Annotated in this window: 22 protein-coding genes and 1 other RNA gene; 13 read left to right on the forward strand and 10 right to left on the reverse strand. The window is 37.7% G+C overall.

The annotated features are described in order from the left end of the window. Positions 1-32 precede the first annotated feature (32 nt). From rnpB to I597_RS10955, 4 genes are all read right to left on the reverse strand, one after another. An RNA gene (gene rnpB / locus I597_RS10940) (RNase P RNA component class A) lies at positions 33-353 on the reverse strand. A gap of 58 nt (positions 354-411) precedes the next feature. After that, positions 412-2,991 carry a phosphoenolpyruvate carboxylase gene (locus I597_RS10945; protein ID WP_035324719.1) on the reverse strand — a complete coding sequence of 860 codons (2,580 nt, stop codon included), beginning with the start codon at positions 2,989-2,991 and terminating at the stop codon, positions 412-414. Positions 2,992-3,319: 328 nt separating this feature from the next. Next, positions 3,320-5,389 (reverse strand): M16 family metallopeptidase, encoded by a 2,070-nt coding sequence (locus I597_RS10950; RefSeq protein ID WP_035324718.1) that lies wholly within the window; start codon positions 5,387-5,389, stop codon positions 3,320-3,322. Continuing rightward, the gene (locus I597_RS10955) at positions 5,389-6,708 is read right to left on the reverse strand and encodes a M16 family metallopeptidase (RefSeq protein WP_035324717.1); all 1,320 of its coding nucleotides are present in this window, start codon (positions 6,706-6,708) and stop codon (positions 5,389-5,391) included. Before I597_RS10955 ends, I597_RS10950 begins: the two co-directional genes overlap by 1 nt. Before the next feature lie 227 nt (positions 6,709-6,935). Between I597_RS10955 and I597_RS10960 the strand changes: the two genes are divergently transcribed. From I597_RS10960 to I597_RS10975, 4 genes are read left to right on the forward strand one after another with little or no spacing between them, the layout of a single operon-like run. Further along, on the forward strand, positions 6,936-7,583 hold the full coding sequence (locus I597_RS10960) for a DUF4159 domain-containing protein (RefSeq protein WP_035324716.1): 648 nt from the start codon (positions 6,936-6,938) through the stop codon (positions 7,581-7,583). Positions 7,584-7,595: 12 nt separating this feature from the next. After that, positions 7,596-8,090: a TrmH family RNA methyltransferase gene (locus tag I597_RS10965; RefSeq protein ID WP_035324715.1), complete on the forward strand. Its 495-nt coding sequence runs from the start codon at positions 7,596-7,598 to the stop codon at positions 8,088-8,090. A gap of 25 nt (positions 8,091-8,115) precedes the next feature. Continuing rightward, positions 8,116-9,213, forward strand: coding sequence for an AI-2E family transporter (locus I597_RS10970; RefSeq protein ID WP_035324714.1), 1,098 nt, complete (start codon positions 8,116-8,118; stop codon positions 9,211-9,213). Continuing rightward, positions 9,213-10,394, forward strand: a complete 1,182-nt coding sequence (locus I597_RS10975; protein WP_035324713.1) for a THUMP-like domain-containing protein — start codon at positions 9,213-9,215, stop codon at positions 10,392-10,394. The genes I597_RS10970 and I597_RS10975 overlap by 1 nt, the downstream gene beginning before the upstream one ends. A 2-nt stretch (positions 10,395-10,396) precedes the next feature. Here the strand turns inward: I597_RS10975 and I597_RS10980 are convergent, their stop codons facing one another. Further along, positions 10,397-10,636 carry a DUF1456 family protein gene (locus I597_RS10980; protein WP_021779201.1) on the reverse strand — a complete coding sequence of 80 codons (240 nt, stop codon included), beginning with the start codon at positions 10,634-10,636 and terminating at the stop codon, positions 10,397-10,399. 249 nt (positions 10,637-10,885) lie between these two features. Between I597_RS10980 and I597_RS10985 the strand changes: the two genes are divergently transcribed. Further along, a complete protein-coding gene (locus tag I597_RS10985) occupies positions 10,886-11,080 on the forward strand; it encodes a cold-shock protein (protein ID WP_021779202.1) in 195 nt (64 codons plus the stop codon). 93 nt (positions 11,081-11,173) lie between these two features. After that, positions 11,174-11,956 carry a 23S rRNA pseudouridine(2604) synthase RluF gene (rluF, locus tag I597_RS10990; protein WP_035324712.1) on the forward strand — a complete coding sequence of 261 codons (783 nt, stop codon included), beginning with the start codon at positions 11,174-11,176 and terminating at the stop codon, positions 11,954-11,956. 71 nt (positions 11,957-12,027) lie between these two features. Here the strand turns inward: rluF and I597_RS14910 are convergent, their stop codons facing one another. The 3 genes from I597_RS14910 to I597_RS11000 form a co-directional block, all read right to left on the reverse strand. Then, positions 12,028-12,204 carry a hypothetical protein gene (locus I597_RS14910; protein WP_157496184.1) on the reverse strand — a complete coding sequence of 59 codons (177 nt, stop codon included), beginning with the start codon at positions 12,202-12,204 and terminating at the stop codon, positions 12,028-12,030. A 62-nt stretch (positions 12,205-12,266) separates the two neighbouring features. Next, positions 12,267-12,953 carry an SIMPL domain-containing protein gene (locus I597_RS10995; RefSeq protein WP_035324711.1) on the reverse strand — a complete coding sequence of 229 codons (687 nt, stop codon included), beginning with the start codon at positions 12,951-12,953 and terminating at the stop codon, positions 12,267-12,269. 52 nt (positions 12,954-13,005) lie between these two features. Next, a complete protein-coding gene (locus I597_RS11000) occupies positions 13,006-13,638 on the reverse strand; it encodes a rhomboid family intramembrane serine protease (protein ID WP_035324710.1) in 633 nt (210 codons plus the stop codon). Positions 13,639-13,702: 64 nt separating this feature from the next. Between I597_RS11000 and I597_RS11005 the strand changes: the two genes are divergently transcribed. Further along, the gene (locus I597_RS11005) at positions 13,703-14,614 is read left to right on the forward strand and encodes a lysophospholipid acyltransferase family protein (RefSeq protein ID WP_035324709.1); all 912 of its coding nucleotides are present in this window, start codon (positions 13,703-13,705) and stop codon (positions 14,612-14,614) included. Positions 14,615-14,616: 2 nt separating this feature from the next. Here I597_RS11005 and I597_RS11010 read toward each other — a convergent pair whose 3' ends face one another. Continuing rightward, the gene (locus I597_RS11010) at positions 14,617-16,122 is read right to left on the reverse strand and encodes an aminotransferase class V-fold PLP-dependent enzyme (RefSeq protein ID WP_035324708.1); all 1,506 of its coding nucleotides are present in this window, start codon (positions 16,120-16,122) and stop codon (positions 14,617-14,619) included. An 86-nt stretch (positions 16,123-16,208) separates the two neighbouring features. Continuing rightward, complete coding sequence (gene glmM, locus I597_RS11015; protein ID WP_035324707.1) at positions 16,209-17,597, reverse strand: phosphoglucosamine mutase; 1,389 nt, start codon at positions 17,595-17,597, stop codon at positions 16,209-16,211. A gap of 167 nt (positions 17,598-17,764) precedes the next feature. Between glmM and I597_RS11020 the strand changes: the two genes are divergently transcribed. The 6 genes from I597_RS11020 (at position 17,765) to I597_RS11045 (ending at position 25,215) form a co-directional block, all read left to right on the forward strand. Beyond that, positions 17,765-18,349 carry an acyl carrier protein phosphodiesterase gene (locus I597_RS11020; RefSeq protein ID WP_035324706.1) on the forward strand — a complete coding sequence of 195 codons (585 nt, stop codon included), beginning with the start codon at positions 17,765-17,767 and terminating at the stop codon, positions 18,347-18,349. A gap of 28 nt (positions 18,350-18,377) precedes the next feature. Beyond that, positions 18,378-20,069, forward strand: a complete 1,692-nt coding sequence (ggt, locus tag I597_RS11025; RefSeq protein WP_035324705.1) for a gamma-glutamyltransferase — start codon at positions 18,378-18,380, stop codon at positions 20,067-20,069. A gap of 292 nt (positions 20,070-20,361) precedes the next feature. After that, entirely contained in the window at positions 20,362-20,727 is a 366-nt protein-coding gene (locus tag I597_RS11030; protein ID WP_157496186.1) for a hypothetical protein, read from the forward strand. Between the two features lie 2 nt (positions 20,728-20,729). Continuing rightward, a complete protein-coding gene (locus I597_RS11035; protein ID WP_035324703.1) occupies positions 20,730-21,155 on the forward strand; it encodes a hypothetical protein in 426 nt (141 codons plus the stop codon). 295 nt (positions 21,156-21,450) lie between these two features. Further along, complete coding sequence (locus I597_RS11040; protein WP_035324702.1) at positions 21,451-22,347, forward strand: serine hydrolase; 897 nt, start codon at positions 21,451-21,453, stop codon at positions 22,345-22,347. A gap of 24 nt (positions 22,348-22,371) precedes the next feature. Continuing rightward, a complete protein-coding gene (locus I597_RS11045) occupies positions 22,372-25,215 on the forward strand; it encodes an NTP/NDP exchange transporter (RefSeq protein WP_035324701.1) in 2,844 nt (947 codons plus the stop codon). Positions 25,216-25,237: the final 22 nt, after the last annotated feature.

Raw genomic sequence — 25,237 nt, forward strand, 5'->3', positions numbered from 1 at the left:
ATTTATTGTTATTTAGATTTATTTGTAATCATAAAATAAGCAGGCCTATAAGCCGGATTCTGTTCAATCTAGATGCTTCTAGAAATTCCTTATTATTTATCTGGGATTATTATTACTAATAATCTCTATCTGTCTACCCTCCCACAACGCACGGATCGCACTTAACTGTGGGTATACTTGACATTGCACCGCATAGAGTTTACCTGGGTTCGCTACAGCATTACCTGTACATTCTTTCTGTTGCACTTGTCCTCCCCCAAAACGAGTTTGAGATGACGGCCGTTAGCCGCTATGCTATCCTATGGTGTCCGGACTTTCCTATCCATTGCTGGATCAATAAGGCGGCCTGCTGTCGCAAAGGTAGTCTAAGTATAACAAGGGAGCAATACTTACTCCCTTATCATTACAAGTTTAAGCCGAATTTCTACTCGCATTTATGTTTCCAAAGAGTGACCTTGTAACCATACGCTCGTATACTTTTGTCTTATCTGTTTGCTCTCCAGAACGTTGCATCTCTTGTATGGCTCTAAGCGCATACTGTTGTATAGTTAATAAAGGCAGTACAATATTTTCTCTTTCTTGTATAGACGCTTTACCTGCTTTCTCGTTTTCCATTAACTCCGTAAGTCCCGCCACTTCTAGCATTAATCGCTTGCTGCGCTTATACTCTTCAAAGAGCAACTTCCAGAACTCACCAAACTCTTGATCTTCTTGCATATATGCTGTAAGTCCAAAAAATGATTTTGTAAGACTCATCATACTATTCTCAAGTAAGGTTCTAAAGAATGAACTATTTTTATATAGCTGCTTTACATCCTCTAGTTTACCAGCATCCTCAAAAGAGGCAAGTGCTGTTCCTACTCCATAAAAACCTGGCACGTTTTGCTTGAGTTGACTCCAACTACCTACAAATGGAATCGCTCTAAGATCTCCAAAATCTAAGGTGCTCTTTTGAGATCGCTTGCTAGGGCGGCTACCTATATTAGTTTTTGCATAATACTTAAGTGTAGACATACGCTCTAGGTATGGCAAGAATTTATCGTGTCCTTTAAATGCCGTATAAGCCTCATAGCTCTTTTGTGCGAGGGCTTCTAGCGTTTTCCTATCTGATGGTGATATATCATTATGTGCTCCCTTAAAGACCTCGTTATTAACACCACTACTAAGTAGTTGCTCTAGGTTGTACTGGCAAGAATCTACCGTTCCAAAATTAGAACTTATAGTTTGTCCTTGTACTGTAATCTGAATTTCTTGTGCTTCTATATTAGGACCTAATGATGCATAAAACTGGTGTGTTTTACCACCTCCTCGTGCTGGTGGCCCTCCTCTACCGTCAAAGAAAATTACGGTTACACCATACTTTCTAGACATAGCCGTCATTGCCTCCTTAGCCTTAAAGATACTCCAGTTTGCCATTAAATAACCACCGTCTTTTGTTCCGTCAGAAAAGCCTAGCATTATAGTCTGTCGCATACCGCGACTCTTTAAGTGTTTACTGTAAGTTGGGTTTGTATACAGTGCTTCCATCACAGCGGGTGCAGCAATAAGATCTGGTACGGTCTCAAACAGTGGTGCTACATCTGCCGTAGGAGATTCCCAGTCACATAGTCTTAAAAATGTAAAGGCTTGCATCACGTGCAGTGCGCTTTGTGAGTTACTTATTATGTATCTGTTTGAGCCACGCTCTCCATTTTCATCTTGAATGGTTTTCATCGCATAGATAGAGCCAAGAGTCTTAGTCACTACTTCCTCTTCAAAACTTTCTGGATCTAACGCTCCGTGCACGTTGTTTAAGAAGTCAATTTGCTCGTTTTCGCTTAAAGCGAGATAACCCTCTGGAAAAATCTTTGATCCATTTATAGTTGCATTTTCAACAATTTGCTCAAAAACTATTTTATGAATACTACTATCCTGTCGTATATCTAACGATGCAAAGTGAAGTCCAAAAAGTTCTACCTTATGAATAAGACTATCAATTTTATCTAAATATAAGCTCTGGTGCTTATCTCTTACAATATCACGGATATCTTTAAGTGTTTTGAGAATAGAGGCTTGTGAAATGGCTGGTTTATCTTCAGAAAAAATAGCTGTATATACTTGATCTTCTAGTTCTGAAAGTGGTGCCTCAGTACCTCTAAAGGTGATTCTCCTACGTAATTGCTTTATCTCTCTATAATAATTTCTCAGTACAGAACTACGCAACTTTCTGGCAACCTTAAGTGTTATAGCTGTGGTAACAAATGGATTACCATCACGGTCACCACCTGGCCAAAAACCAAGATCTACAAGCGTATTACTAAAGCTTTCATCTTGTATTAAGTGCCTATGCAGGTAGTCATATATAGCCCCTGCACTGTGATAAAACACATTCTCAAGATACCAGATAAGACTCACAGCTTCATCATATGGTGTAGGTTTTTCTTTTTTAAAGAATGGAGTTTTACCTAACTGTGCAAGTAAGGTTTTTATATCTTCAAGTCGATTATCTCTTATTGCAGCACTTAGATCATTTATGATACCTAGTACTACGCCTGGATAAAATTGTGTAGGGTGTGCTGTAAGTACGGGACGTATAGTAAACCTGTTTAAGTAAGAGATGAGCTCTTCCTTTTTACCCGTTGCCTCTGCTTCTTCTTTTATATTACGCAGGGTACCTCGACCATCCATATTATTTACGATACGATATGAAGCGTCTTCAATCGCGTCAAATAGTACTACTTGTCGCTCGATATACTGTATAAATTTAAACAATATGTCTTCGCGTTCTTTTTCTGTAGCATCACGCATATAACGCTCAAAGAAGTACTCAATAATTTCTGTCGGGTTTTTATTGTCTTTATACCCTTCCTTACATATAGAATGAAACAGCGGTAAAAGGACCCCCGTGTTTGAGATACCATCAAAGGGAAGCGTCATAAATATCCCATTATAGACTTCGTATTTTGACTTTACATTTGCGTTAAATCTCTCTATTTTCGGTTCTCTTGACATCTGTTAATATTTTTACTAAAAATACGTAAACCTCAAGTATTGCAGGCTCTACAATACTAGTTTTGGCGATCTCATAAAAAAAGACTGTCTTTGGTTTAAAATATATTATTTGCAATCGTTTTCGGGCATTTTTATTTCATTATATCTAACTATAATTTTTACTAGATATGAGTACGCTTTCGCGAAAGCGTAAAACTCCCCCTTCATAGCAGCTTGGTTTTATTACATTGTAGTGTATTCCATTTTAAAAATGCAGCTAGCAGTGTAATATTGAGCATAAAAAAAGGCCAGCAAAAGCTGACCTTTAATATTAGTTTATAGAATGAAATTACTCAAAATCTGCATTTGTGATGCCTTCATTTACCTTGATTTCTGTCACATTAAAATCTATAGATTGTGGGCCAAATGACTGACTTAATACAAAAGGAAATTTGATTCCTCCCACATCTTGATATTTGCTCAAAGTGATAGACGTTTTTATGGTCTGACCTTGCATTTCTTGTATAGTTACCTCCTGAAGTTTAAGCCCCGTTTTTGTACTGTAGTAGTTCATTTTACCATCTGCAACTTTAACCACATAAGCATCTTCTCCATTTACTTTTTCTATACCTTCTAGGCTCGCTCCACCGTTTAACCAGTTTACTTCTGGAAACGGAGATGACTCAGCTTTTACCTTCTCAACATCTTCTCCTTCTAGATCTTTGCGTTGCCCTTGTACAACTACATATCCTTTATCTCCATCAAGTACTTGTTTTGAAACTGAATTTCCTCCCATCATAATGTTTTGTACAAACTGCTCTTTTGTAGTTTTCTTAAGTTCTAAATCAAGCGTCATACCTTGCATAGCTCCTTGTGCTTTGATATAAACCGAGTTTACCGCAGCAAGCTTATCTTTACCACCTATAGCAGCAATGTAAGATTCTAGTACCTTATTTACCGTAAGATCTGCAGGAAGTTCCTTTTTGAATTCTGGTTTTTCTATTCCTTCACCGTATACGTCAAAGTACTTTACAGGGATAGTCTTACCGTCTATAACCACCTTACTTAGATTATCTATTACCTCACTACCCTTACCAGTCACAACGATTCTCGCGTTATCACCTTTAAATAGTTTACTAGCTGCATTTTGTACATCTTGTTGAGATACCTTATCTATATTAGAAAGGTAGTTTTTGTAAAAATCTTTAGGGAGCCCTTTACTCTCAATATTATATGCATAGTTTGCAATAGTTTGTGGTCGCTCTAAAGCGAGTACAAAACTTCCAGTGTACTTTGCTTTTGCATTTGCTAACTCTTCTGGCGATACTGGCTCAGACCCTATACGGTTAATCTCTTTTACGATCTCTACCACAGAGCTATCTGTAACTGCATTACGCACGCTTGCTGTAGCGCTAAAACGAGTTACTGTCTTTTCATTAGAACCTATTCTTGAGTATGATCCATAAGTATATCCTTTATCTTCACGTAGGTTATTAAAAAGACGGGCTTCTCCTCCACCTCCTAAGATGTTATTTGCAATAAGAGCTGGAAAATAATCTCGGTCTGTCATTTTGAGCTCAACAGTATTTTGAACTGCAATTTCTGACTGAACGGCATTGTCCATATTAACAAAGTTGATTTCTGTAGTAGAGACATTTTGCTTTTCAGAAAATGGTGTTTCTGGTATAGTTCCTTTTTTCCACTTCTTGAAGTTGTCTTTTACTACCTTCTTTACAGTATCAAAATTTACATCACCTATAATGATTAAGTATCCATTATTAGGTCTAAAGTAATCTGAATGGAACTTCTCAACATCTGCAAGTGTTACATTATTTACAGTCTCTTCTGTAGTGAACTCTCCATAAGGGTGGTCTGCACCATAAGCTAGTACACTTTGTACTCGACCAGCAATAGCTGTCACACTCTTCTCATTAGACTTTAATCCTTCTATGAGGCGTTCCTTTTCTTTATCAAACTCTACTTGTGTAAAATTTGGATTTATACCAGCATCTGCAGTAAGTTCAACTAGACGTTCAAAATACTTAGATAGACCGCTTGCAAATGCGCTTTGAGACCCAAAGCTTATGTTTGCTCCAAGATAATCTACCTCTTCTTCAAACACATCTTTTGCAATACTCTTAGACCCTTTACCTAACATAGATGATGTAAGGGCTGCAACTCCAGCCTTTTCTCCCTCTACAATAAGAGGATTATCTATAGTAAGTTGTATAGATACTCTAGGTAGCTTTTTATTTTCTACAACTAGTACTTTAAGACCATTTTTAAGCTCAAAAGAGGCTGGGTCTTTGAGATTAATCTCAGGAGCTGGACCCGGCTCAGGTTGTTTACTTCTGTCCACTTGTGCATAACTAGCTGTTGCTAGCAATAACATTGCACCTATTATAATATTCTTCTTCATTATTTTTCTTTTTGAGATTCTGGTAAGTACTCTAATATTACACGCTCATTTTCTTTAAGATATTTGATAGCTGCTGCCTTAATATCTTCTCTAGTTATTGATCTATAAATATCAATCTCAGTATTAATAAGATTAGTATCATCATATAACATATAGTTGCGCGCTAGTGAGTTTGCAATACCTTCTACACTACTGTTAGAGTTTACAAAACGGTTTTCAAATTTGTTCTGAAGCTTCTGATAATCTCTTTCTGAAATTAAAGTTGTTTGAAGCTTTACAATCTCCTCATCCATCTCTGTAATTAAATCATCTAGAGAGTTATCACCTAGTGGTAAAGCACCTATTAAATATGATCCATAATCTTCTTGTGCACCGCTAAAAGCAAATACTTGTAGCGCCTTTTTCTTAGTGTCTACTAATTTCTTGTAAAGTCTAGAACTCTTACCATCACTTAATACTGATGATACCATATCGAGCACATAAGCATCCTTTTCTGTTTGAGCAGGTGTTCTATAAGCTAGAAAAATAGCTGGTATCTGTATATTAGGATCATAAAACGTCTCTCTTACAGGTACGACTGGATCTTCTTTAAATGTATTACGTACAATGTCTTTACCTCTAGGTATAGGTGCAAAATACGTGTCAATCATTTTTTTAGTCTCTGCAACATCAATATCTCCAGCTACTACGAGCACGGCATTATTAGGCACATAATATGTATCACTAAATTTTTGAAAATCTTCTAGTGTTGCACTAGCGAGATGATCAAGAGAGCCTATGGTAGTCCAACGGTATGGGTGCTTCTTAAAAAGCATTTTACCTATTACTTCTTGAAAACGGCCATAAGGCTGGTTATCTACTCTAAGACGCTTTTCTTCTTGAACTACTTCTTTTTGAGTATCGACCCCTATTTGGTTTATGATAGGGTGAAGTAAACGCTCAGACTCCATCCAGAGACCAAGCTCTAAGTTATTAGAAGGAAAGACTTCATAATAATAAGTACGGTCTTGCGTTGTATTTGCATTATTTTTACCTCCGTTAGAAGTAACTATTTTAAACCACTCACCACGCTCAATGTTTTCTGTCCCTTCAAAAAGAAGGTGTTCAAAAAAGTGAGCAAATCCTGTTTTACTTGGATCTTCATCTTTTGCTCCTACGTGATACATAACAGATGTTGTTACTACAGGTGCGCTGTTATCTTGATGTAAAATAACGTGCATACCGTTATCAAGATCATACTCTTCAAAGCTAACTTCTTGTGCCGTAAGGACTACGCCACTCAACATAAAAGCTGCCAAAGCATACATTTTCTTTTTCATATTAAAAATTAAAATTAGTGTTAGTACGTAAGTCGCAATCGTTGTAAATTGTTACAACTTACTAGAGTAAATTTAAGAACTCATTATACTAACAGCAAGCCTAGGCAGTAGTTATCATCTCTCTGGGAACTGGTTTTTAGAACTTTATGATTTCTGTTTAACTTTAATATAATTTAGCATACTCATAATTTAAGTTATCAGTATTTTTAATTTTTATAAATTCATTTATGCATCGCACCTTTCTAGCAGTCATTATACTATTGTTAACCAGCGGGTTTATAACTGCCCAAGATCTTGCAGTACTAAAATATAAAGGAGGTGGAGACTGGTACAGTAATCCCACTGCCCTGCCTAATCTCATACGCTTTTGTAATAAGAACATAAACACAAAGATGAATGACAAACCAGAATCTGTAGATGCTGGTAGTATCGACGTGTTTCAATATCCATTGCTGCATATGACGGGTCACGGTAATGTACTTTTTACAGACGACGATGTTGAGAACCTTAGGGATTACCTCACTAGTGGCGGCTTCTTACACATAGATGATAATTATGGAATGGCTGAGTATTTGCCCAAGGAGCTTAAAAAGATATTTCCAGATCAAGAACTTACTGAGCTTGCAGCTAGCCACCCTATATTTTCTAGTGCTTATAAATTCCCGCAGGGATTGCCTAAAATACACGAACACGATGGTAAGCGCCCACAGGCTTTAGGGCTCTTTTATGAAGATAGACTCGTCGTATTATTCACAACAGAATCAGATATAGGTGATGGCTGGGAAGATCCAGAAGTACACGGCGACCCAGAAAGTGTGAGACAAAAAGCGCTACAAATGGGTGCAAACATTGTTAAGTATGCTTTTGAAAATTAAAACACTCACCCCTTGCAACTAACTCATACACATCATTCCCCAGCATCTCATAACAAAGAGATCATCATTGTATGTGATCACGTTTCTGGTCCGGCAAATGCGGGTAGCATTTTTAGACTAGCAGATGCTTTTGGTGTACAAGAGATCATTTTTTGCGGCAACACTCCAGATGTTACTAGTAGTAGACTACGTAAGACGGCTCGCAATACAGAACGCACAGTCCGCTTTCGCGAAAGCGAGAATATAACTACAACACTTATTAATCTTAGAGAGGAAGGATTTAACTCTATCGCACTAGAGATAGATTCTACAAGTATTCCCATTGCCGAAGTTCATATTGCTAATATGTCAAAAATTTCGCTTGTCATAGGAGCCGAAAGTACTGGCGTTACTCCAGAAGCCTTAAAACAATGTGCTGTGATTGCACATATACCTATGCACGGCATTAATAGTAGTATGAATGTAGCACAAGCCGCAGGCATCGCACTTTACGAGCTCACACGATAATAAAACCAGTATCTTTGAACTTTATATGAAGCCACTTAAAGCAAAAGAAATAAGTTATGGAATCTTACGCGCCGTAGGGGTGGTAGTGGGTATCTTAATCTTACTCTGGCTTCTTTATACCATACAAAGCGTGCTTGTTTATCTTGCCGTTGCAGCTGTACTATCACTAGTGGGTAGGCCTGTTGTAAAGTTTTTAAGGTACACACTTAAATTTAGTCCTACCTGGGCAGCAATAGTCACCATCTTTGTCTTATTACTTGTGATATTAGGCATATTTATGCTCTTTATTCCTGTTGTGATAGATCAAAGTCAGCATCTAGGTCAGATAGATTTTGAAGAGGTAAAAGTTAATATAAATAGGCTATTTGGTGAGATTGCAACATATTTTGGCCTCGATAAGATGACTATCATACAAGGAGTTCAAGAGGCAGAACTGGTTAAAAACTTTGATTTTAGTATCATTCCTGCATTTTTGAACGGCATAATTGGCAATCTAGGTGCCGCAGGTATTGGTACATTTGCCATTATATTTATTACTTTCTTTTTTTTAAAGGATAATAGATTGCTGGTTAATAGTTTACTCGCTTTCGCGAAAAAGGGAAACGAGGGCAAGTTCTTACGCGTGTTTGAAAAGATAAAATACCTACTCTCTCGTTACTTTATAGGGCTCATAATCCAGGTATTTACAATGTTTGTCTTATACGCTGTAATACTCTTATCATTTGGTATAGAAAATGCGCTAGCCATAGCGCTCTTTTGTGCTGTACTAAATCTGGTTCCCTATTTGGGTCCGCTTGTAGGCGGTGTGGTTATGTTACTACTTGTAACCTCTAGTAATATTGAGATGGATTTTAGAACCATTATTTTACCTAAATTACTATGGATCTCCTTATGCTATGGTGCTGCACAAATGGTAGATAATTTTGTAATACAACCTTTTGTTTTTGGAAACAGTGTCAAGTCACACCCGCTGGAGATATTCTTAGCTATTATTATTGCTGGATTGTTATTTGGGGTATTTGGGATGATACTTGCCGTTCCTGTTTATACGGCACTTAAAGTGATCTCAAAAGAATTTTTGAGCGAGTATAAGATTGTACAAAAACTTACACAAGACTTATAATGAACACCGCGCTTTTACAGCCCGAAGTGCGTGCTTATTTACAAGAGCACGAGCAAACACCACTCCACGCTTTTCTTTTAAAAGGAAGCCCTTTTAAAGATATTACAGTACAGGAGCTTGCACAACAACTTGAAGGTAAACGTAAAGCCAAAGGAAAATTACCACGCTGGCATAATACCGCTGATATCTTATTCCCGCCTAAACTCAATATGGAGCAAACCTCCTCTGAGGCAACGGCAAGTTACAAAGCCAGTATTATGCAAGGTACTACCCTAGCAGATGGTACAGGTGGCTTTGGTATAGATACTTATCACTTTGCACAGACTAACAAGCAGGTAACCCACATAGAGATGGACGCCAGTTTATCAAGACTTGCACAGTCTAATACAGAAGTTCTCAAACAAGAAAACATAGAGTTTATAGTAGATGATTCAATTCATTATTTTGAAACCTGCGATACTCGTTTTGATACCATTTTTTTAGACCCAGGGAGACGTACAGATGTTAAGGGCAAAGTTTTTATGCTTAAAGATTGTCTACCTAATGTACCGCTTTACAAAAACCTGTTATTGTCCAAGTGTAACACCCTCTGGATAAAAACATCTCCCATACTAGACATAGCAGCCGGTATAGAAGAATTGCGCAGCGTGACCGAAATACACATTGTAGCTGTAAAAAATGAGGTGAAAGAATTGTTATGGAAACTTACTTCACAGCGCTATAAAGACATAAAGTTTACTGTTATAAACTTACAATCATCAGATCCTGTAGTGAGTTTCTATCATAGTGATGCTCTTAATGCGCAAGCCGTTATAGAAACCCCTCAAAAGTATCTTTATGAGCCTAACAGTGCGCTTATGAAGAGTGGCGCTTTTAACTGGGTGAGTACATATTTTAATGTTTCAAAACTGCACGAGCACTCACACTTATATACCTCAGAGGAGCTCATCTCATTTGCAGGCCGTCGTTTTGTGATAGAGCAAATTGTTCCTTACTCAAAAAGAATTGCAAAGGAATTAGGGATCACAAAGGCAAATATCACCACTCGCAACTTCCCTATGCAAGTAGATGCGATACGTAAAAAGTTAAAGATAAAAGATGGTGGAGACGTATACCTATTTTTTACCACGCTAGATGATGGTAAGAAAGTAGTTATCTCGACTAAAAAAGTGGCACAATAGCCCTACTTCTTTTTAGGAGGCATAGGTCCTCGCTTGTGTATTACTAGACCATTTAAAAAATTACGTAAAAACTGGTCACCACACTCCATAAATTTAGGATGATCTGGCTTACGAAAAATAGCTCCTAGCTCACTCTTAGAAACTTGAAAATCTACAAGCTTACATATCTCTATGATTTCATCATCTCGCAACTGCAGCGCAACTCGTAATTTTTTAAAGATATCGTTGTTTGTAAGTGCCATTTGTATCGGTTTTGAGCGCAAGTTACGGGTTAACAAACAAAATATCCCTACTTATTATTTGCAAAAACATCACAACACACCCTCATAAGACTATGTCATAAAATTGTCACATACTATAAACAATGGGATGAGAGGTGATTACGCTTTCGCGAAAGCGTAAGAAAAGTATTTTAAAACAATAACATACAATTGTGAGTTTCTGGATTAAATAGCAGTAAGTTTGCAACTTAACATATTTAAATTATTATAATGCACAAAGGAACAGTAAAATTCTTCAATGAAACTAAAGGTTTTGGATTTATCAATGAAGAAGAAGCAAACCAAGAGCACTTCGTACACGTAACAGGACTTATCGATGAGGTAAGAGAAGGTGATGCTGTTGAGTTTGAATTAAAAGAAGGTAAGAAAGGATTAAATGCAGTAAACGTCAAAGTAATTGACTAAGCACATATAACTTTTTAGTTCACTTTTTTGAACTTGCAATGCCAGTCTCACGACTGGCATTTTTTTATTCTATAAATAGTACTTTTGTTCCTAATGGAAGAGAAAAAACAAACCCGCATCAATAAATACCTCAGCGAGGCTGGCTATTGCTCACGCCGCGCTGCAGATAAGCTTATAGACCAAGGTCGCGTTACCATAAACGGTAAGGTACCAGAAATGGGTACAAAAATTACAGAAGGTGATGAAGTGCGCGTAAATGGTGAACTTATTACAAGCTCTACAGAAAAGCCTGTGTATATCGCTCTTAATAAGCCTGTAGGTATCGTTTGTACGACAGATACTCGGGTTGAAAAGGATAATATCATTGATTTTATAAACTACCCTTCTCGTATCTTCCCTATAGGTAGACTTGATAAACCTTCTGAAGGTCTCATCTTTCTAACTAATGATGGTGATATTGTAAATAAGATACTACGAGCTCGTAATAACCACGAGAAGGAATATGAAGTGTGGGTAGATAAGCCCATCACTCCCTCGTTTATACAGCAAATGAGTAACGGTGTACCTATACTAGATACCGTGACGCGTAAATGTCACGTGGAGCAACTGAGTAGATTTTCTTTTAAAATCATACTCACCCAAGGCCTTAACAGGCAAATACGTAGAATGTGTGAGGCGCTAGATTATGAGGTTACTCGCTTAAAGCGAAATAGGATTATGAATATTGAACTAGATGTACCTGTGGGTAAATGGCGATATATTACAGATAGTGAGATGAAGGAGATACATAGACTTGTAGAAGACTCTGCAAAGACCCATACAGATGCTCCCAAAGAACCTAAACATCCTAATCTACGCAGAAACAGAAATAGGTAGTAAATGACATCATAAAGTAAAAAGGTCAAGGAGAAACATCCTTGACCTTTTTATTTACACACAAATAGTAACTAGTTTTTTTTCGCTCTTTGCTGCGCTTCATCTTTTGATTCTTTCTTTGCGAGCTTTGACCGTTCTCTATGAACACCGTTACCTATAGATATAGGTTGTGGGTCATCTCGTATGATACGTGCATCTATCTCTTTTTCTCGCTCAGACTTGTTGTTTTCTTCTTCTTTCCTTTTCATATCTTAAAGATACTTTGAGAAAGCTATAAGAATGGTTAACAAGTCGTTAATCTTAGTTAAGCTTATTTTAATTCAAAACTTACAGAGATTTTTGTAGTGATTGTAAGCTCTCCTGGAGCGATGGTCTCCCCTCCTGCAGCGTTATCCATCTCCATAGACATCATTCTAGCCTTGTACATAGGAGGTTGTGGTGAGGCACTACCCTGCTCACTTATTTGTACTGCTTTACCTATAGTTTGACCTAATGCACCAGCATATGCTGTGGCCTTATCTTTGGCATCTTTGATGGCTTTCACACGCGCGTCTGCCTTAAGAGCATCCATCTGTGAAGAAGTAAACTGTACGTTATCTATACGATTAATACCAGAATTGAGAAGTCCTGCCATTACACCTTCATACATCTTTAAATCCTTGAGCTTTATGGTAAGTGTTTGGTTTGCATTATAGTTATAGGTCTTACTGTTATAATCATAGTTTTTATTAAGGTTTATGTACTCTGTCTGCACATACTTACTATCTATACCTTGACTACGTAAGAACTTTATAACATTATCTATAGCTTGATCATTTTCTGCTTTTACTTGCTTTGCTTCCTTGCCTTGATTTTCTACGCGTACACGTATGTTTACACCGTCTGGCACTACCTTAACAATACCTTCACCGGTAACATTTACGAGGGGTTGCATTGTGTTGTTTTGAGCAGATATAGACATTGTGATTAATAGAATTAATACGGTTATATATTTCATAATTATTGATTTTTTGTTTCCCTCAATATAAAAAACAATAAAAGAGGTTTCCTTAAATCTTTCCTAATTTAAAAAGAATAAAGAAAGCAATAATAGGTAAAGCTAGGGCAATTACTATTAAAAGTCGCTCTTCTAGAAGTATAGGCGCAGAGATAATGGCAATTACATACCCAGCAATAGCACCTCCAAAATGGGCATCGTGCCCTATATTATCATTACGTTTTACCATACCGTAAATAGAATAGATCATATACCCTACTCCAAATACCCAACCTGGCATAAAGTAAATTTCTAATCTTGGGTTGAGAAGTATCCCAGCATACACTACACCCATCACTGCACCACTAGCTCCTACGGCAGAGTAGTGATACTCATCTTTATGTAGAAAATAAGAAAGTAAATTTCCTAAAAGCAAACTTGAAACATACACCAGTAAAAATCTAGGTACCCCTATAGTGTAGATAACAGCATTTGCAAAGAAATACAGCGTGAGCATATTAAATAATAAGTGCTGCGTGTTTGCGTGTAAAAAGGCAGAAGATACCATACGTACTTGCTCTCCCCTGCGTATAGCTCCTACGTTAAATTTATATTTCTCAAACATTGAGTAGTTTTTAAAACCACTCATAGAGAATAAGACATTTGCTAAAATAATTGCAATTGTAACTGGATGTAAATCCGCCATAAATACTAAGTTTTACTTGTAAAGATAGCTATATTTGTGAGATTAATATCTTAACTATATCTGAATGAAAGCTATTGTTTTCTGGTTGTTTTACCCGCTATTATGGCTCATCTCCATACTCCCTTTTAAAGGGCTTTACCTGCTTTCAGATTTCTGTTATTTTGTTATTTATAAAGTTATAGGCTATCGTAAAAAAGTAGTGAGATATAACCTAAAGACTACCTTCCCAGAAAAATCTGAAGAAGAACTCCATACCATAGAGCGTAAATTTTATAGCCATCTCTGTGATATGTTTCTAGAGATGATAAAATCTATGAATATAAAAAAGGAAGATCTTCTTGAACGTTACCAATTTTCTAACAAGGAACTCATCACAAAATATGATAAGGAAGGACAAAGCTCACTCCTTATGATGGGACACTACGCAAGTTATGAATGGATATTTGCACTACAACTATCTATGGAAAATCCGGGTTACGGAGTTTATAAGAAGATAAAACACAAACAGTTTGATAATCTCATACGCAAGATACGTAGTAGATGGAACACCTACCTTATAGATTCTAAGGATACAATGCGCTTTATAAGAAAAAATGAGAGTGAGAATAAAACAGGCTGTTACGGCTTTGTAGCAGATCAATCGCCTAGATTTCACCGTGCTCGCTACTGGACACAATTTTTAGGTCACGAGTTGCCTTTTTTTACTGGGGTAGAACGTATTGCAAAAGAGTTTAAACTACCCGTATTTTATTACGGTACAGAAAAGATAAAACGTGGCTACTACAAAGGATCTTTCCAGCTCATAACACCAGATGGTTCTACAACCGAAGATGGCGAGATTATGACAAATTATGCCGCCGCTCTTGAAGCACAAATACGCAAAAATCCAGAGTATTACCTCTGGACTCATAAACGTTTTAAGCTCTTAGGCAAAAAGGAGGAAGTCCTTTCTGAAATAAATAAGTCTAAGAAATAGCATTAAAATTCAAACCAAGAGTCTATAGCAGTACTACGACTTAAAGAGGTTGCCTTATCGTCTTTATGTAGGTACTCATTTGAGTAAGGTTGGTATATATAATCTTGAGACCAGTCTTTGTGATGTAAAGCTAGTTCTTTTATACACGCGCATACATAAGCTATTTCCTCATTTGTGATGGTAGGGTGAATAGACATACGTATCCATCCTGGCTTTTGTATTAAGTTACCTGCATCTATCTCACAGGCGAGCGAGTTTGATGTTTTTTGATCTACATTGAGTAAATAATGCCCATAAGTACCTGCGCAGCTACAACCGCCCCTAGTTTGTATCCCAAAACGGTCATTGAGTAATTTTACCGCTAGATTAAAGTGCAACTCTTCTATATAAAAAGAAATAACACCTAGTCTATCTTTATGATCACCTGCAAGAATTTTTACGTTTTCTACCGCGTCTAGTTCATTCCAAATGATGTCTATAAGTTCGTGCTCACGAGCGAGTATATTATCTACACCCATCTCTTCTTTTACTTTAATTGATAAGGCTGTACGTATGGTTTGCAAGAAACCCGGAGTACCCCCATCTTCACGCTCTTCTATATTATCTATATACTTATGCTCACCCCAAGGGTTTGTCCACGATACGGTGCCTCCACCTGGGTTATCTGGTACCACGTTTTTATATAAATCTTTATTAAAGATTAAAACTCCAGAAGAGCCTGGTCCTCCTAAAAACTTGTGTGGAGAGAAGAAAATAGCGTCTAGGCGCTCTTCTTTATTCTCTGGGTGCATATCAACATGCACATAAGGCGCACTACACGCAAAGTCTACAAAACATAAACCACCGTGAGCGTGCATAAGTCTCGCCACATCGTGATATGGTGTCTGTATACCTGTTACATTACTACAAGCGGTAATAGATGCTATTTTAAAAGGGTGATCTTCATATTTGAGTAGTTCTTGTTCAAACATCTGTATACAAAAGCGTCCATCTTCTTTGGCAGGCACGACCACTACTGTTGCCGTGGTCTCTAGCCACGTAGTTTGATTACTGTGATGCTCCATATGTGTGACAAAAACAATGGGCTTTATCTCTGCAGGTACTTCTGTAAATTTCTTTATGTTTTCTGGTACTTTTAATCCAAGTATGCGCTGAAATTTATTGATCATACCCGTCATACCATTACCACCTACTATGAGTACATCATTCTCATCTGCATTTACGTGCTCTTTTATGATATGCTTTGCTTTATGATAACTCATTGTCATAGCAGTACCAGAGACGGTTGTCTCAGTATGGGTATTTGCCACATAGGGACCAAAGTCGCGTAACATCTTCTCCTCTATGGGACCATATAATCTTCCTGAGGCGGTCCAGTCTGTATATAAAAGCTGCTTTGTTCCGTATGGAGATTGAAAACTTTGGTTAATGCCAATGATGTTTTCGCGAAAGCGTGAAAAGTAATTCTCTAGTTTACCGCTAGGCTTAGTAGACTTTAATGTATTCATAATCAATAGTTTACACTGTAAAGATATTTAAAATTAAGCACAAAAAAAGAGGGCGATTGCCCTCTTTTTTTAATCGCTATATCTGTCTAGATACCAGCTACTTCCTTAATGGTAGCAATCATATCATTTGCAACTTGGTCTGCTTCGGCTTGTGTGCTTGCCTCTGTATAAATACGTATAATAGGTTCTGTATTCGACTTACGAAGGTGTACCCAGTGATTTTCAAAATCTACTTTTACACCATCTACCGTAGACACGTCTTCATTTGAATATTTGGCAGCCATCTTTTCTAGTAATGCATCTACGTCAAGACCTGGTGTGAGCTGGATCTTTTGCTTACTCATAAAGTATGGAGGATAACTAGCCTTGAGTTCGCTCACAGAGATTTTAAGCTTTGCAAGGTGTGTAAGGAAAAGCGCCGTACCCACCAGACTATCACGACCGTAGTGCGATGCTGGGTAGATAATTCCACCATTTCCTTCTCCGCCTATTACGGCGTTTTGGTCCTTCATAGTTTGTACTACGTTTACCTCTCCTACGGCACTTGCAAAGTATTCTCCACCGTGTTTTCTTGTGATATCACGTAGCGCACGTGATGAAGATAGGTTTGACACCGTATTACCCTTAGTCTCTCCTAGTACATAATCTGCACAAGCAACGAGGGTGTACTCTTCTCCAAACATTTCTCCCTTATCATCTATAAAAGCAAGACGGTCTACATCTGGATCTACTACGATACCAAAATCTGCATTTTCATCTACCACCATTTTACAGATGTCACCTAGGTGCTCCTTAAGCGGTTCTGGGTTGTGAGGAAACTCCCCGTTAGGTGTACAGTATAATTTTACTGCCTCTACGCCTAGCTCTTCTAGTAATCTTGGTATGGCAATACCTCCCGTAGAGTTTACACCATCTACCACAACTTTAAACTTAGCATCCTTAATAGCGTTTACATCTACAAGCTCAAGGTTTTTTACCTCTTCTATATGCAAATCTATGTAGGCATCATTTTTTGTGATTTTACCTAGATCATCTACCTCTGCAAAGGTAAAATCTTCATTATCTGCATAATTTAAAATTTTCTCCCCTTCTACTCCATTAAGAAACTCACCCTTACTGTTTAATAGTTTAAGCGCGTTCCATTGTTTTGGGTTATGCGAGGCAGTGAGTATAATACCACCATCTGCGTGTTCCATAGGTACGGCAACTTCTACCGTAGGTGTGGTAGAGAGGCCAAGGTCTATAATATGGATTCCCATACCCACGAGCGTGTTCATCACGAGCTCTTGTATCATAGATCCAGATATACGTGCATCACGCCCTACTACTACTCTGTAGGTTTCTTTATTACGATCATTTTTGAGCCACGCACCGTATGCTGCAGCAAATTTTACTGCATCTACTGGTGTAAGGTTTTCACCCGTGCGACCTCCTATGGTACCACGTATTCCTGATATAGATTTTATTAATGTCATATGTAAATTTTGAGTACGCTTTCGCGAAAGCGTAATTAATCTTCGTTTTTTTGATTGTTAAACAAAAGTACTAAAACACATACGTACCAGCCTAACAAGAATGCATTGCTTCACAATGCCTCATAAAATCTTTGAACAGGTTAATTTTTCCTATTAACTTCACCACTATGAATTTTCTCGCACACATTTACCTTACCGATGGCTTACCTATGGAAACTATAGGCAACTTTATGGCAGATGGTATAAAAGGTAAAAAGTACCTCAAGTATAGTGATGATATACAGCGAGGTATACTTGTGCATCGCTGGATAGATAGCTACACAGATAGTCACCCTATTGTAAAGCAGAGTACAAAACGTCTGCACGCAAAGTATGGTCACTACTCTGGTGTGATAGTAGATATTATTTATGATCACTTTCTAGCCAAAAACTGGAACAATTATCACGATACAGCGCTAGATGTGTACATAGATGACTTTTACCAGCTACTACAAGACCATCATCACTTGCTCACGGGTCGCATACAGAAAATGATGATCCCTATGATGGAGCAAAACTGGCTCCTCAGCTATGCAACTATGGAAGGCATAGGCACTGTGCTTTACAATATGAACATACGCACAAAACGCCGTGTAGCGATGGATAAAGCTATAGAAGACCTTGCCGAACATTATGAAGCCTTTGAAGATGAGTTCACACGCTTTTTTAAAGAATTACAAGCCTTTGTTGCATTAAAACTAGAAGAACTTTAAGTTTATCATATAATTACAAATCCAACCTATGAAGTATTTACTCTTACTCTGCATTCCCCTATTATTTATAAACTGTAAGACAGAAGCACCTGCTCCCGCACCCATACAGGGACTCATTGCTCAGGAGGCTATGGTCGTTTCGGCGAGAGAGGAGGCTTCACGCATAGGCGTTGAGATTATGAGGCAAGGTGGTAACGTTTTTGACGCAATGATTGCTACAGATATGGCGCTCAATGTGACATACCCGTTTGCCGGTAGTCTAGGTGGTGGTGGTTTTCTAGTATACCGAACTAAAGATGGAGATATAGGAGCGCTAGACTATCGCGAGATGGCACCCGGTGCGGCTACAAGTGATATGTACCTAGATGAAGACGGTAACGTGATACCAGGTTTAAGTACAGAGGGAAGTCTCGCTGTGGGTGTGCCAGGTGGTCTTGCAGGTATGTTTGCCGTGCACGAGAAGTTTGGCTCACTACCTATGGAGACCATTCTCAAGCCCGTAATAGACCTTGCTCGCAATGGGTATGTGATTACAGAAAAACAAACAGGAAGGTTTGGCGCTTTACAAGATAAATTTAAAGAGCTTAACGGAGATAGTATTATATATGTAAACGCTTTCGTGAAAGCGGACACCCTTAAAAACGAAGCCCTCGCACAAACACTAGAGCGCATTGTAGCAAATGGTAAAGACGAGTTTTACAAAGGTGAGACGGGCCAAAAACTGGTAGCCTTCTTACAATCTAAAGGTGGGATCATCACAATGGAAGATCTTGCGGCATACGAAGCAAAGTGGCGCACGCCGGTAACCTTTGAGTATGATAACTTAAAAATGATTTCTATGAGTCCGCCTAGTTCTGGTGGGGTTTGTTTATCACAAATTATGCAAATGATAGAACCGTATGACATCTCACAATATGGTCACAACAGTGTGGAGAGTATACAACTACTTACAGAAGCAGAGCGTCGCGCGTATGCAGATAGAAGTTTTTACCTAGGAGATCCAGATTTTGTAAACATCCCTATAGACACACTCATCTCTGATGTGTATGCAAAAAACAGAATGGAAACCTTCTCTTGGGACACCGCTACAAAGTCTAGCGATATGACACACGGTGCCTTGCCAGGTTATGAGAGTATGGAAACAACGCACTACAGCGCGGTAGATCAGTATGGTAATGCCATTGCAGTAACGACCACGCTTAACGGTGCTTATGGATCTAAGTTATATGCGAGTGACATAGGCTTCTTTTTAAACAATGAGATGGATGACTTCTCTAGTAAACCTGGAGTACCTAATATGTTTGGCCTCATAGGCGCCGAGGCAAATAAAATTGAGCCAGGCAAGCGTATGCTGTCTAGTATGACTCCTACCCTAGTAGAAAAAGATGGCGAGTTCTGGATGACCGTAGGTACTCCTGGAGGATCTACCATTATTACCTCTGTGTTACAAACGGTGCTTAACGTACACGAGTTTGGGATGACTATGCAGGAGGCGGTAAACGCACCACGTTTTCACCACCAGTGGTTACCAGATGTGGTATTATTTGAGCCTAACAGCTTTGATCCAGCCATCATAAGCGGACTGCAAGAAAAGGGTTATGAAACCAACGAGGAGCGCTCTCCCGTAATAGGCAAAGTAGATGGTATTTTAGTCCTCCCTAATGGCACACTAGAAGGCGGCGCAGATAGACGTGGTGATGATACTGCAGTAGGGTTTTAGAGGGTTTCTAGGCTTTATCTAAAAATGAACATAACAGAAAAGCCATAGCAATCATACAATCTAACTAGATGTTTATCTATATTTTACGCTTTCGCGAAAGTATTGTATCTCCCAAATAAGGGGATATTTAAACCATCAACTGAAAAACAAAAAAATAGGCGCTACCGCAAAATACCGTACTCGCCTTAATTATTAGCTAGTTGAGAACAATTTTATAGAGTCACGATTTATATTCAAATTCTCTAATAAATGCAGTCAATAAAATACATTAACTTTCAAAGAAGTTATATTTTTGAATTTGATAAAATATATTATGACTTATCCGAATATTGTAATACTTAATTTTGACCTAGGAATAAGAGCAAATTATGACGACTTATATAGGTTTTTAGATAGCTATGAAGCGATGGATTGTGGCAATTCAAATGCAGTTTTTATTTATCCTTTTAAAGGGGGAGATTTGAGTTACGAAGATAAGTTCGAACAAGTAAAGAAGGAATTAGAAAGGACCGCAGAATTTAGTAAAAACGATAGGATTTATGTGATTGTGCACAATAACGATGGTGTTGCTAAAGGTAAATTTTTATTTGGTCAAAGAAAAACACCAATTTGGGATGGGTATGCAGTTAAAGAAGAAGATGATAATTTACCATTCTAAAAATGAAAACTATAATTTTAGATACAGGATATTGGATTGCATTATTTAGTCCAGAAAAAGAGAAAGAAAAACAAAAAACTGTAGAAGAAGTTACAAGACTTATTGACGAAAATAATTATAGTATTTTAATTCCTTTTCCAACATTGTATGAGTTTATGAATTCTAAACTCTCAAGGAAAAGAGATAAAATCAACTTAATCAATGAATTGTCAAAAAGCAAGTATAAAAAAATTTACGATGATGATTACAGAGATAAAGCTTTAAAAAAATTTTCAGACCAATTTTCTTACTCAATTTCAGACATAAGTTTAGTTGATGAAGTGATAAAAGAAATGATAGAGGATGAAAAATTGAGAACAGATTCAATTGTCACTTTTGATGAAGCATTAAGAAACTATGCCTTATCGATGAGCCTTGAGGTAATATAACCACAGCTTAGATAATAAACTAAGTTAAAAATAAGATAACTCCAGTCAAGCTCTGTATGAATTTACAAACTCATCTCATCCTTTCCTTTTCTTCACTCTTTTTTCCTGTTTCACATTTTCGCGAAAGCGTAGTTTATCAAATACCACCTACAACAAACCCATATCAAAACCGTTACTGGACTTAACACTTGGGCGCTGTAAACATTAACAGTTTGGGATGGAATTAACAGTAATACTAGCTATCTTTGGCAGCCTTTTTGTATACTTAGGTTGAACTATAAATACATAGAATTTTATGAAATATATCACGCTTATAGTGTGCGTTATAATGTCTTCTGTACTTAGTGCTCAGGAGCTTCCTATACAGATGGACTCTGTAGAGCCTCTTGAGACTCATACGAGTCCTATATTGAGAGAGCTTTTAATACAAGAGATTAATAAAAACTCAAAATGGAAAAATCTAGTGAAGTCTAATAGAATGTCTGTAGGCGTTGTAGATATGTCTAACTTAGAGAATATAGAATATGCTGGTATCAATGATGAGTTTATGATGTATGCCGCAAGTTTACCTAAGATTGCCATACTTCTTGCAGCAATGGATGCTATAGAAAATGGCGAACTACAAGACTCAAAAGAGATACGCAAGGATATGCGACTTATGATAAGTAAGTCTAATAATGCGGCTTCTACTCGTATGATAGACCGTGTGGGCTATGATAAAATAGAACAAGTACTGCGCAGTGACCAGCTCAAACTGTATGATGAAGAAGTAGGCGGTGGTTTATGGGTAGGAAAGAGATATGCCGCTGGCGGAAAACGTAACCCAGACCCTATGAAGGGACTTAGTCACGCAGCTACAGCTAGACAGGTATGTAGTTTTTACTACCAGCTTGCAATGGGTAACCTAGTAAGTACAGAAAAGTCTGAAGAGATGCTGGATATTATGAAAGACCCGGCGCTACACCACAAATTTGTAAACACGCTAGATAAAATTGCTCCTAAGGCAGATATCTACAGGAAGTCTGGATCGTGGAAGAATTGGCACTCTGACTCTGTACTGGTATGGGGACCTGAGCGCAAGTATATACTAGTGGCTCTTATAGAAGATGCACAGGGTGAGCAAATTGTAAGAGATTTAGTAATTCCTTTAGAAAAAGCAATGAAAAAATCACGAGCTTTAGCCTATAATTAGGGAACCTCATTATAAACGCAATAAATGCTTAAAAGTCTTTACAAGAAAGCCTTTGATATAAGAGATGGTGAGATCACCATCTCTTTTTTTATGCAGCTGTACATCTTTCTGGTGATTACAGTGCTACTTATTGTAAAGCCTACTGTAAACGCATTATTTCTATCTGCTCTTGGTGCAGAGCGATTACCTTACGGGTATCTTCTTGTTGCGGCGGTGGCTATTTTAAGTTCTTACTTCTATAACAAAGCTCTAAAACGATATTCTTTTAAAAAGGTCGCTACGATAACCTTATGCGCTTTTGGCTTCTTTTTTATATTGCTTTCTGTCGCCTTGCATTATAAATTTCTTGAGGTCTGGCTACTTTACTATTACTACGTTCTCATATCCTTGTTTGCCGTGGTGGTTACCTCACAATTCTGGATACTAGCAAATATGGTTTACAATGCGAGAGAGGCAAAGAGACTCTTTGGTTTTATAGGTTCTGGCGCTATTGCTGGTGGAATTTTTGGTGGGTACTTAACGACCTTGATTTCGGCGGCTTTTGGGAATAAAACGTCTATTCTTATCGCAGGGATTCTCATTTTATGCTGTGTGCCTATACTCTACCGTATTTGGAATTTAAGGTTACGCACGCTTTCTATGTACACGAGAAAGAAAGAGATACACCAAGTGTCTAACCCAGATCGTAATGCTTTTCAAATCATCTTAAAATCTAAGCATTTACTGTATTTGGCATCTATAATCGGGATAAGTGTGCTGGTGGCAAAGCTGGTTGATTTTCAATTTAGTGATTTTGCGCACAAGGCCATTCCAGACTCAGATGAGCTTGCTTCTTTTTTAGGGTTTTGGTTCTCATCCTTTAATGTAGTGGCTTTACTCATACAGCTTTTTGTTACCAATAGAGTATTGAGCTATCTAGGGGTAACCTCAACAATGCTTATACTACCACTAGGTATTGCTTTAGGTTCTCTCCTATTTCTTACAGTTCCTGAGCTTTGGGTGCTTATTATCATAAAAGGGTTAGACGGTAGTTTTAAGCAGTCTATAAATAAAGCAGCTGCAGAGCTATCTATCTTACCCATACCATACGCTATAAAGAACCAAGCAAAGTCGTTTATAGATATTGTGGTAGACAGTGTAGCCACAGGTATTGCTGGTTTTCTGCTCATTTTTGTGATCAAGGGTATGGAACTTGACACCAAGTTTGTGACCATTCTTACTATCTTCTTCTTGTTTATATGGCTCTTGTTAATCTACAAGCTTAGAGATGCCTACTTCGACTCTTTTAGATCTAACCTCAAGAGTTTACTGCTCACTAAAGATGAGTCCAAACGAAACTTCAGAAAAGAACGTACTATCGCTACTGCAAGACATATTTTACAAAATGGTGAAGAAAGCGAGATTCTCACTCTATTATCAAGATTATCATCGGCTAGGCTTAATCCCTTAAAAAAGCAAATAGTAGCACTTTTAGACCATCCTTCTAATGCTATAAAAATAGCGGCTATTGAGGAATTATATTATTATAAAGAAGGTACTGCATTACATAAAATCAAAGCCCTGCTTCACACTAGCGACAGCGCACTTATTATAGCCACATTACAGTATTTACTTCATCACACTAAAATAGACGATCAAGAATTATTTACAACCTATCTAGATCATCCAGAAAAGCCCATTGCAAATGCTGCGCTGTTATGCCTGGCACAAGATGCTCGCCTCAATACAAATCTTGGAAAGCAGTTTAATTTAAGAGACCGTATCGCTACTCAAATAGAACGGCTAGGCACACCAGAAGGACTAGAAAATGTTGCCAAAACTTCTGACCTGCTTCTTAGCATTGCCTACTCTGGACTTAACGAGTTTTACTACTTTATCTCTATTCATTTTAGTAATAAAAATAAAAAGGTAGCAAAGAAAGCTATTGAAGCTGCAGGTATTACCACAGACCCGCTCTTTGTTGGGAATCTCCTCCAGTTTCTAGAAAATAAAAAACTTCGTAAAGCAGCCATAAAAAGTCTTACTCAATATGGGCCCGAGATTACAAAAACGCTTCTCAGGCTAGAAAATGAAGATGCTTTTAGTCTAGACATCAAAAGAAATCTTCCTAAGGTGATCGCAACATTTAACTCTCAAAATGCGGTAAAAATCTTATTCAAATTTTTAGGTAGTAACAACCTCATCGTACGTAAAAATGCCTCAAAGTCATTACTAAAACTAAGTAGTAAAAACCCGTCACTTACCATAGATAAGCGCAAAATCTCTAGATACATACTACTAGAGAGCGACTATTACAAAAACACGCTTAATGCCCTTGCTACCTTCACAAAGCTTGTAAACAATTCGCCAGCAGACTCCCAAGAAGGTGCTAAAGAAACTGAGATTTTACTAGCCCGTGAAGCCATAGTACTTATTTTAAGAGAACAAGTAGATCAAAGTCTATATAGCATTTTTACACTATTAAGCATACGCTATAACAGAGAAGATATAAGTGCGGCATTTTTGGGTATTAAAAGTAACGATGATACAGCGAGAATCAATGCCATTGAGTTTCTAGACAACCTCTTACATATCAAACTTAAAAATAAGATCCTGCCATTGCTTGAAGTGCATATTATTGACACAGATGTAAATAATCTACATTCTCAAGAAATGGTAGAACAAACAGAATTTGATGCCGTGCGAAGCCTTATTCGTAATCGCAGCAGACAGATGAACATCGCTATGCTCCACCTCATTGAGATACTAGAAGACACGAAGTATATTGCCATTACTCAATCTTTTACAAAGCATAAAAACACAAACATTGCAAAGCTTGCTACGCGTGTATCTACAAGTTTACAACGCGTAAAACAGCAACAAAAGTAAAACGCCTTCTAGTACTAACTAG

Origin of the sequence: Dokdonia donghaensis DSW-1, from assembly GCF_001653755.1 — a bacterium.
Taxonomy (GTDB): domain Bacteria; phylum Bacteroidota; class Bacteroidia; order Flavobacteriales; family Flavobacteriaceae; genus Dokdonia; species Dokdonia donghaensis.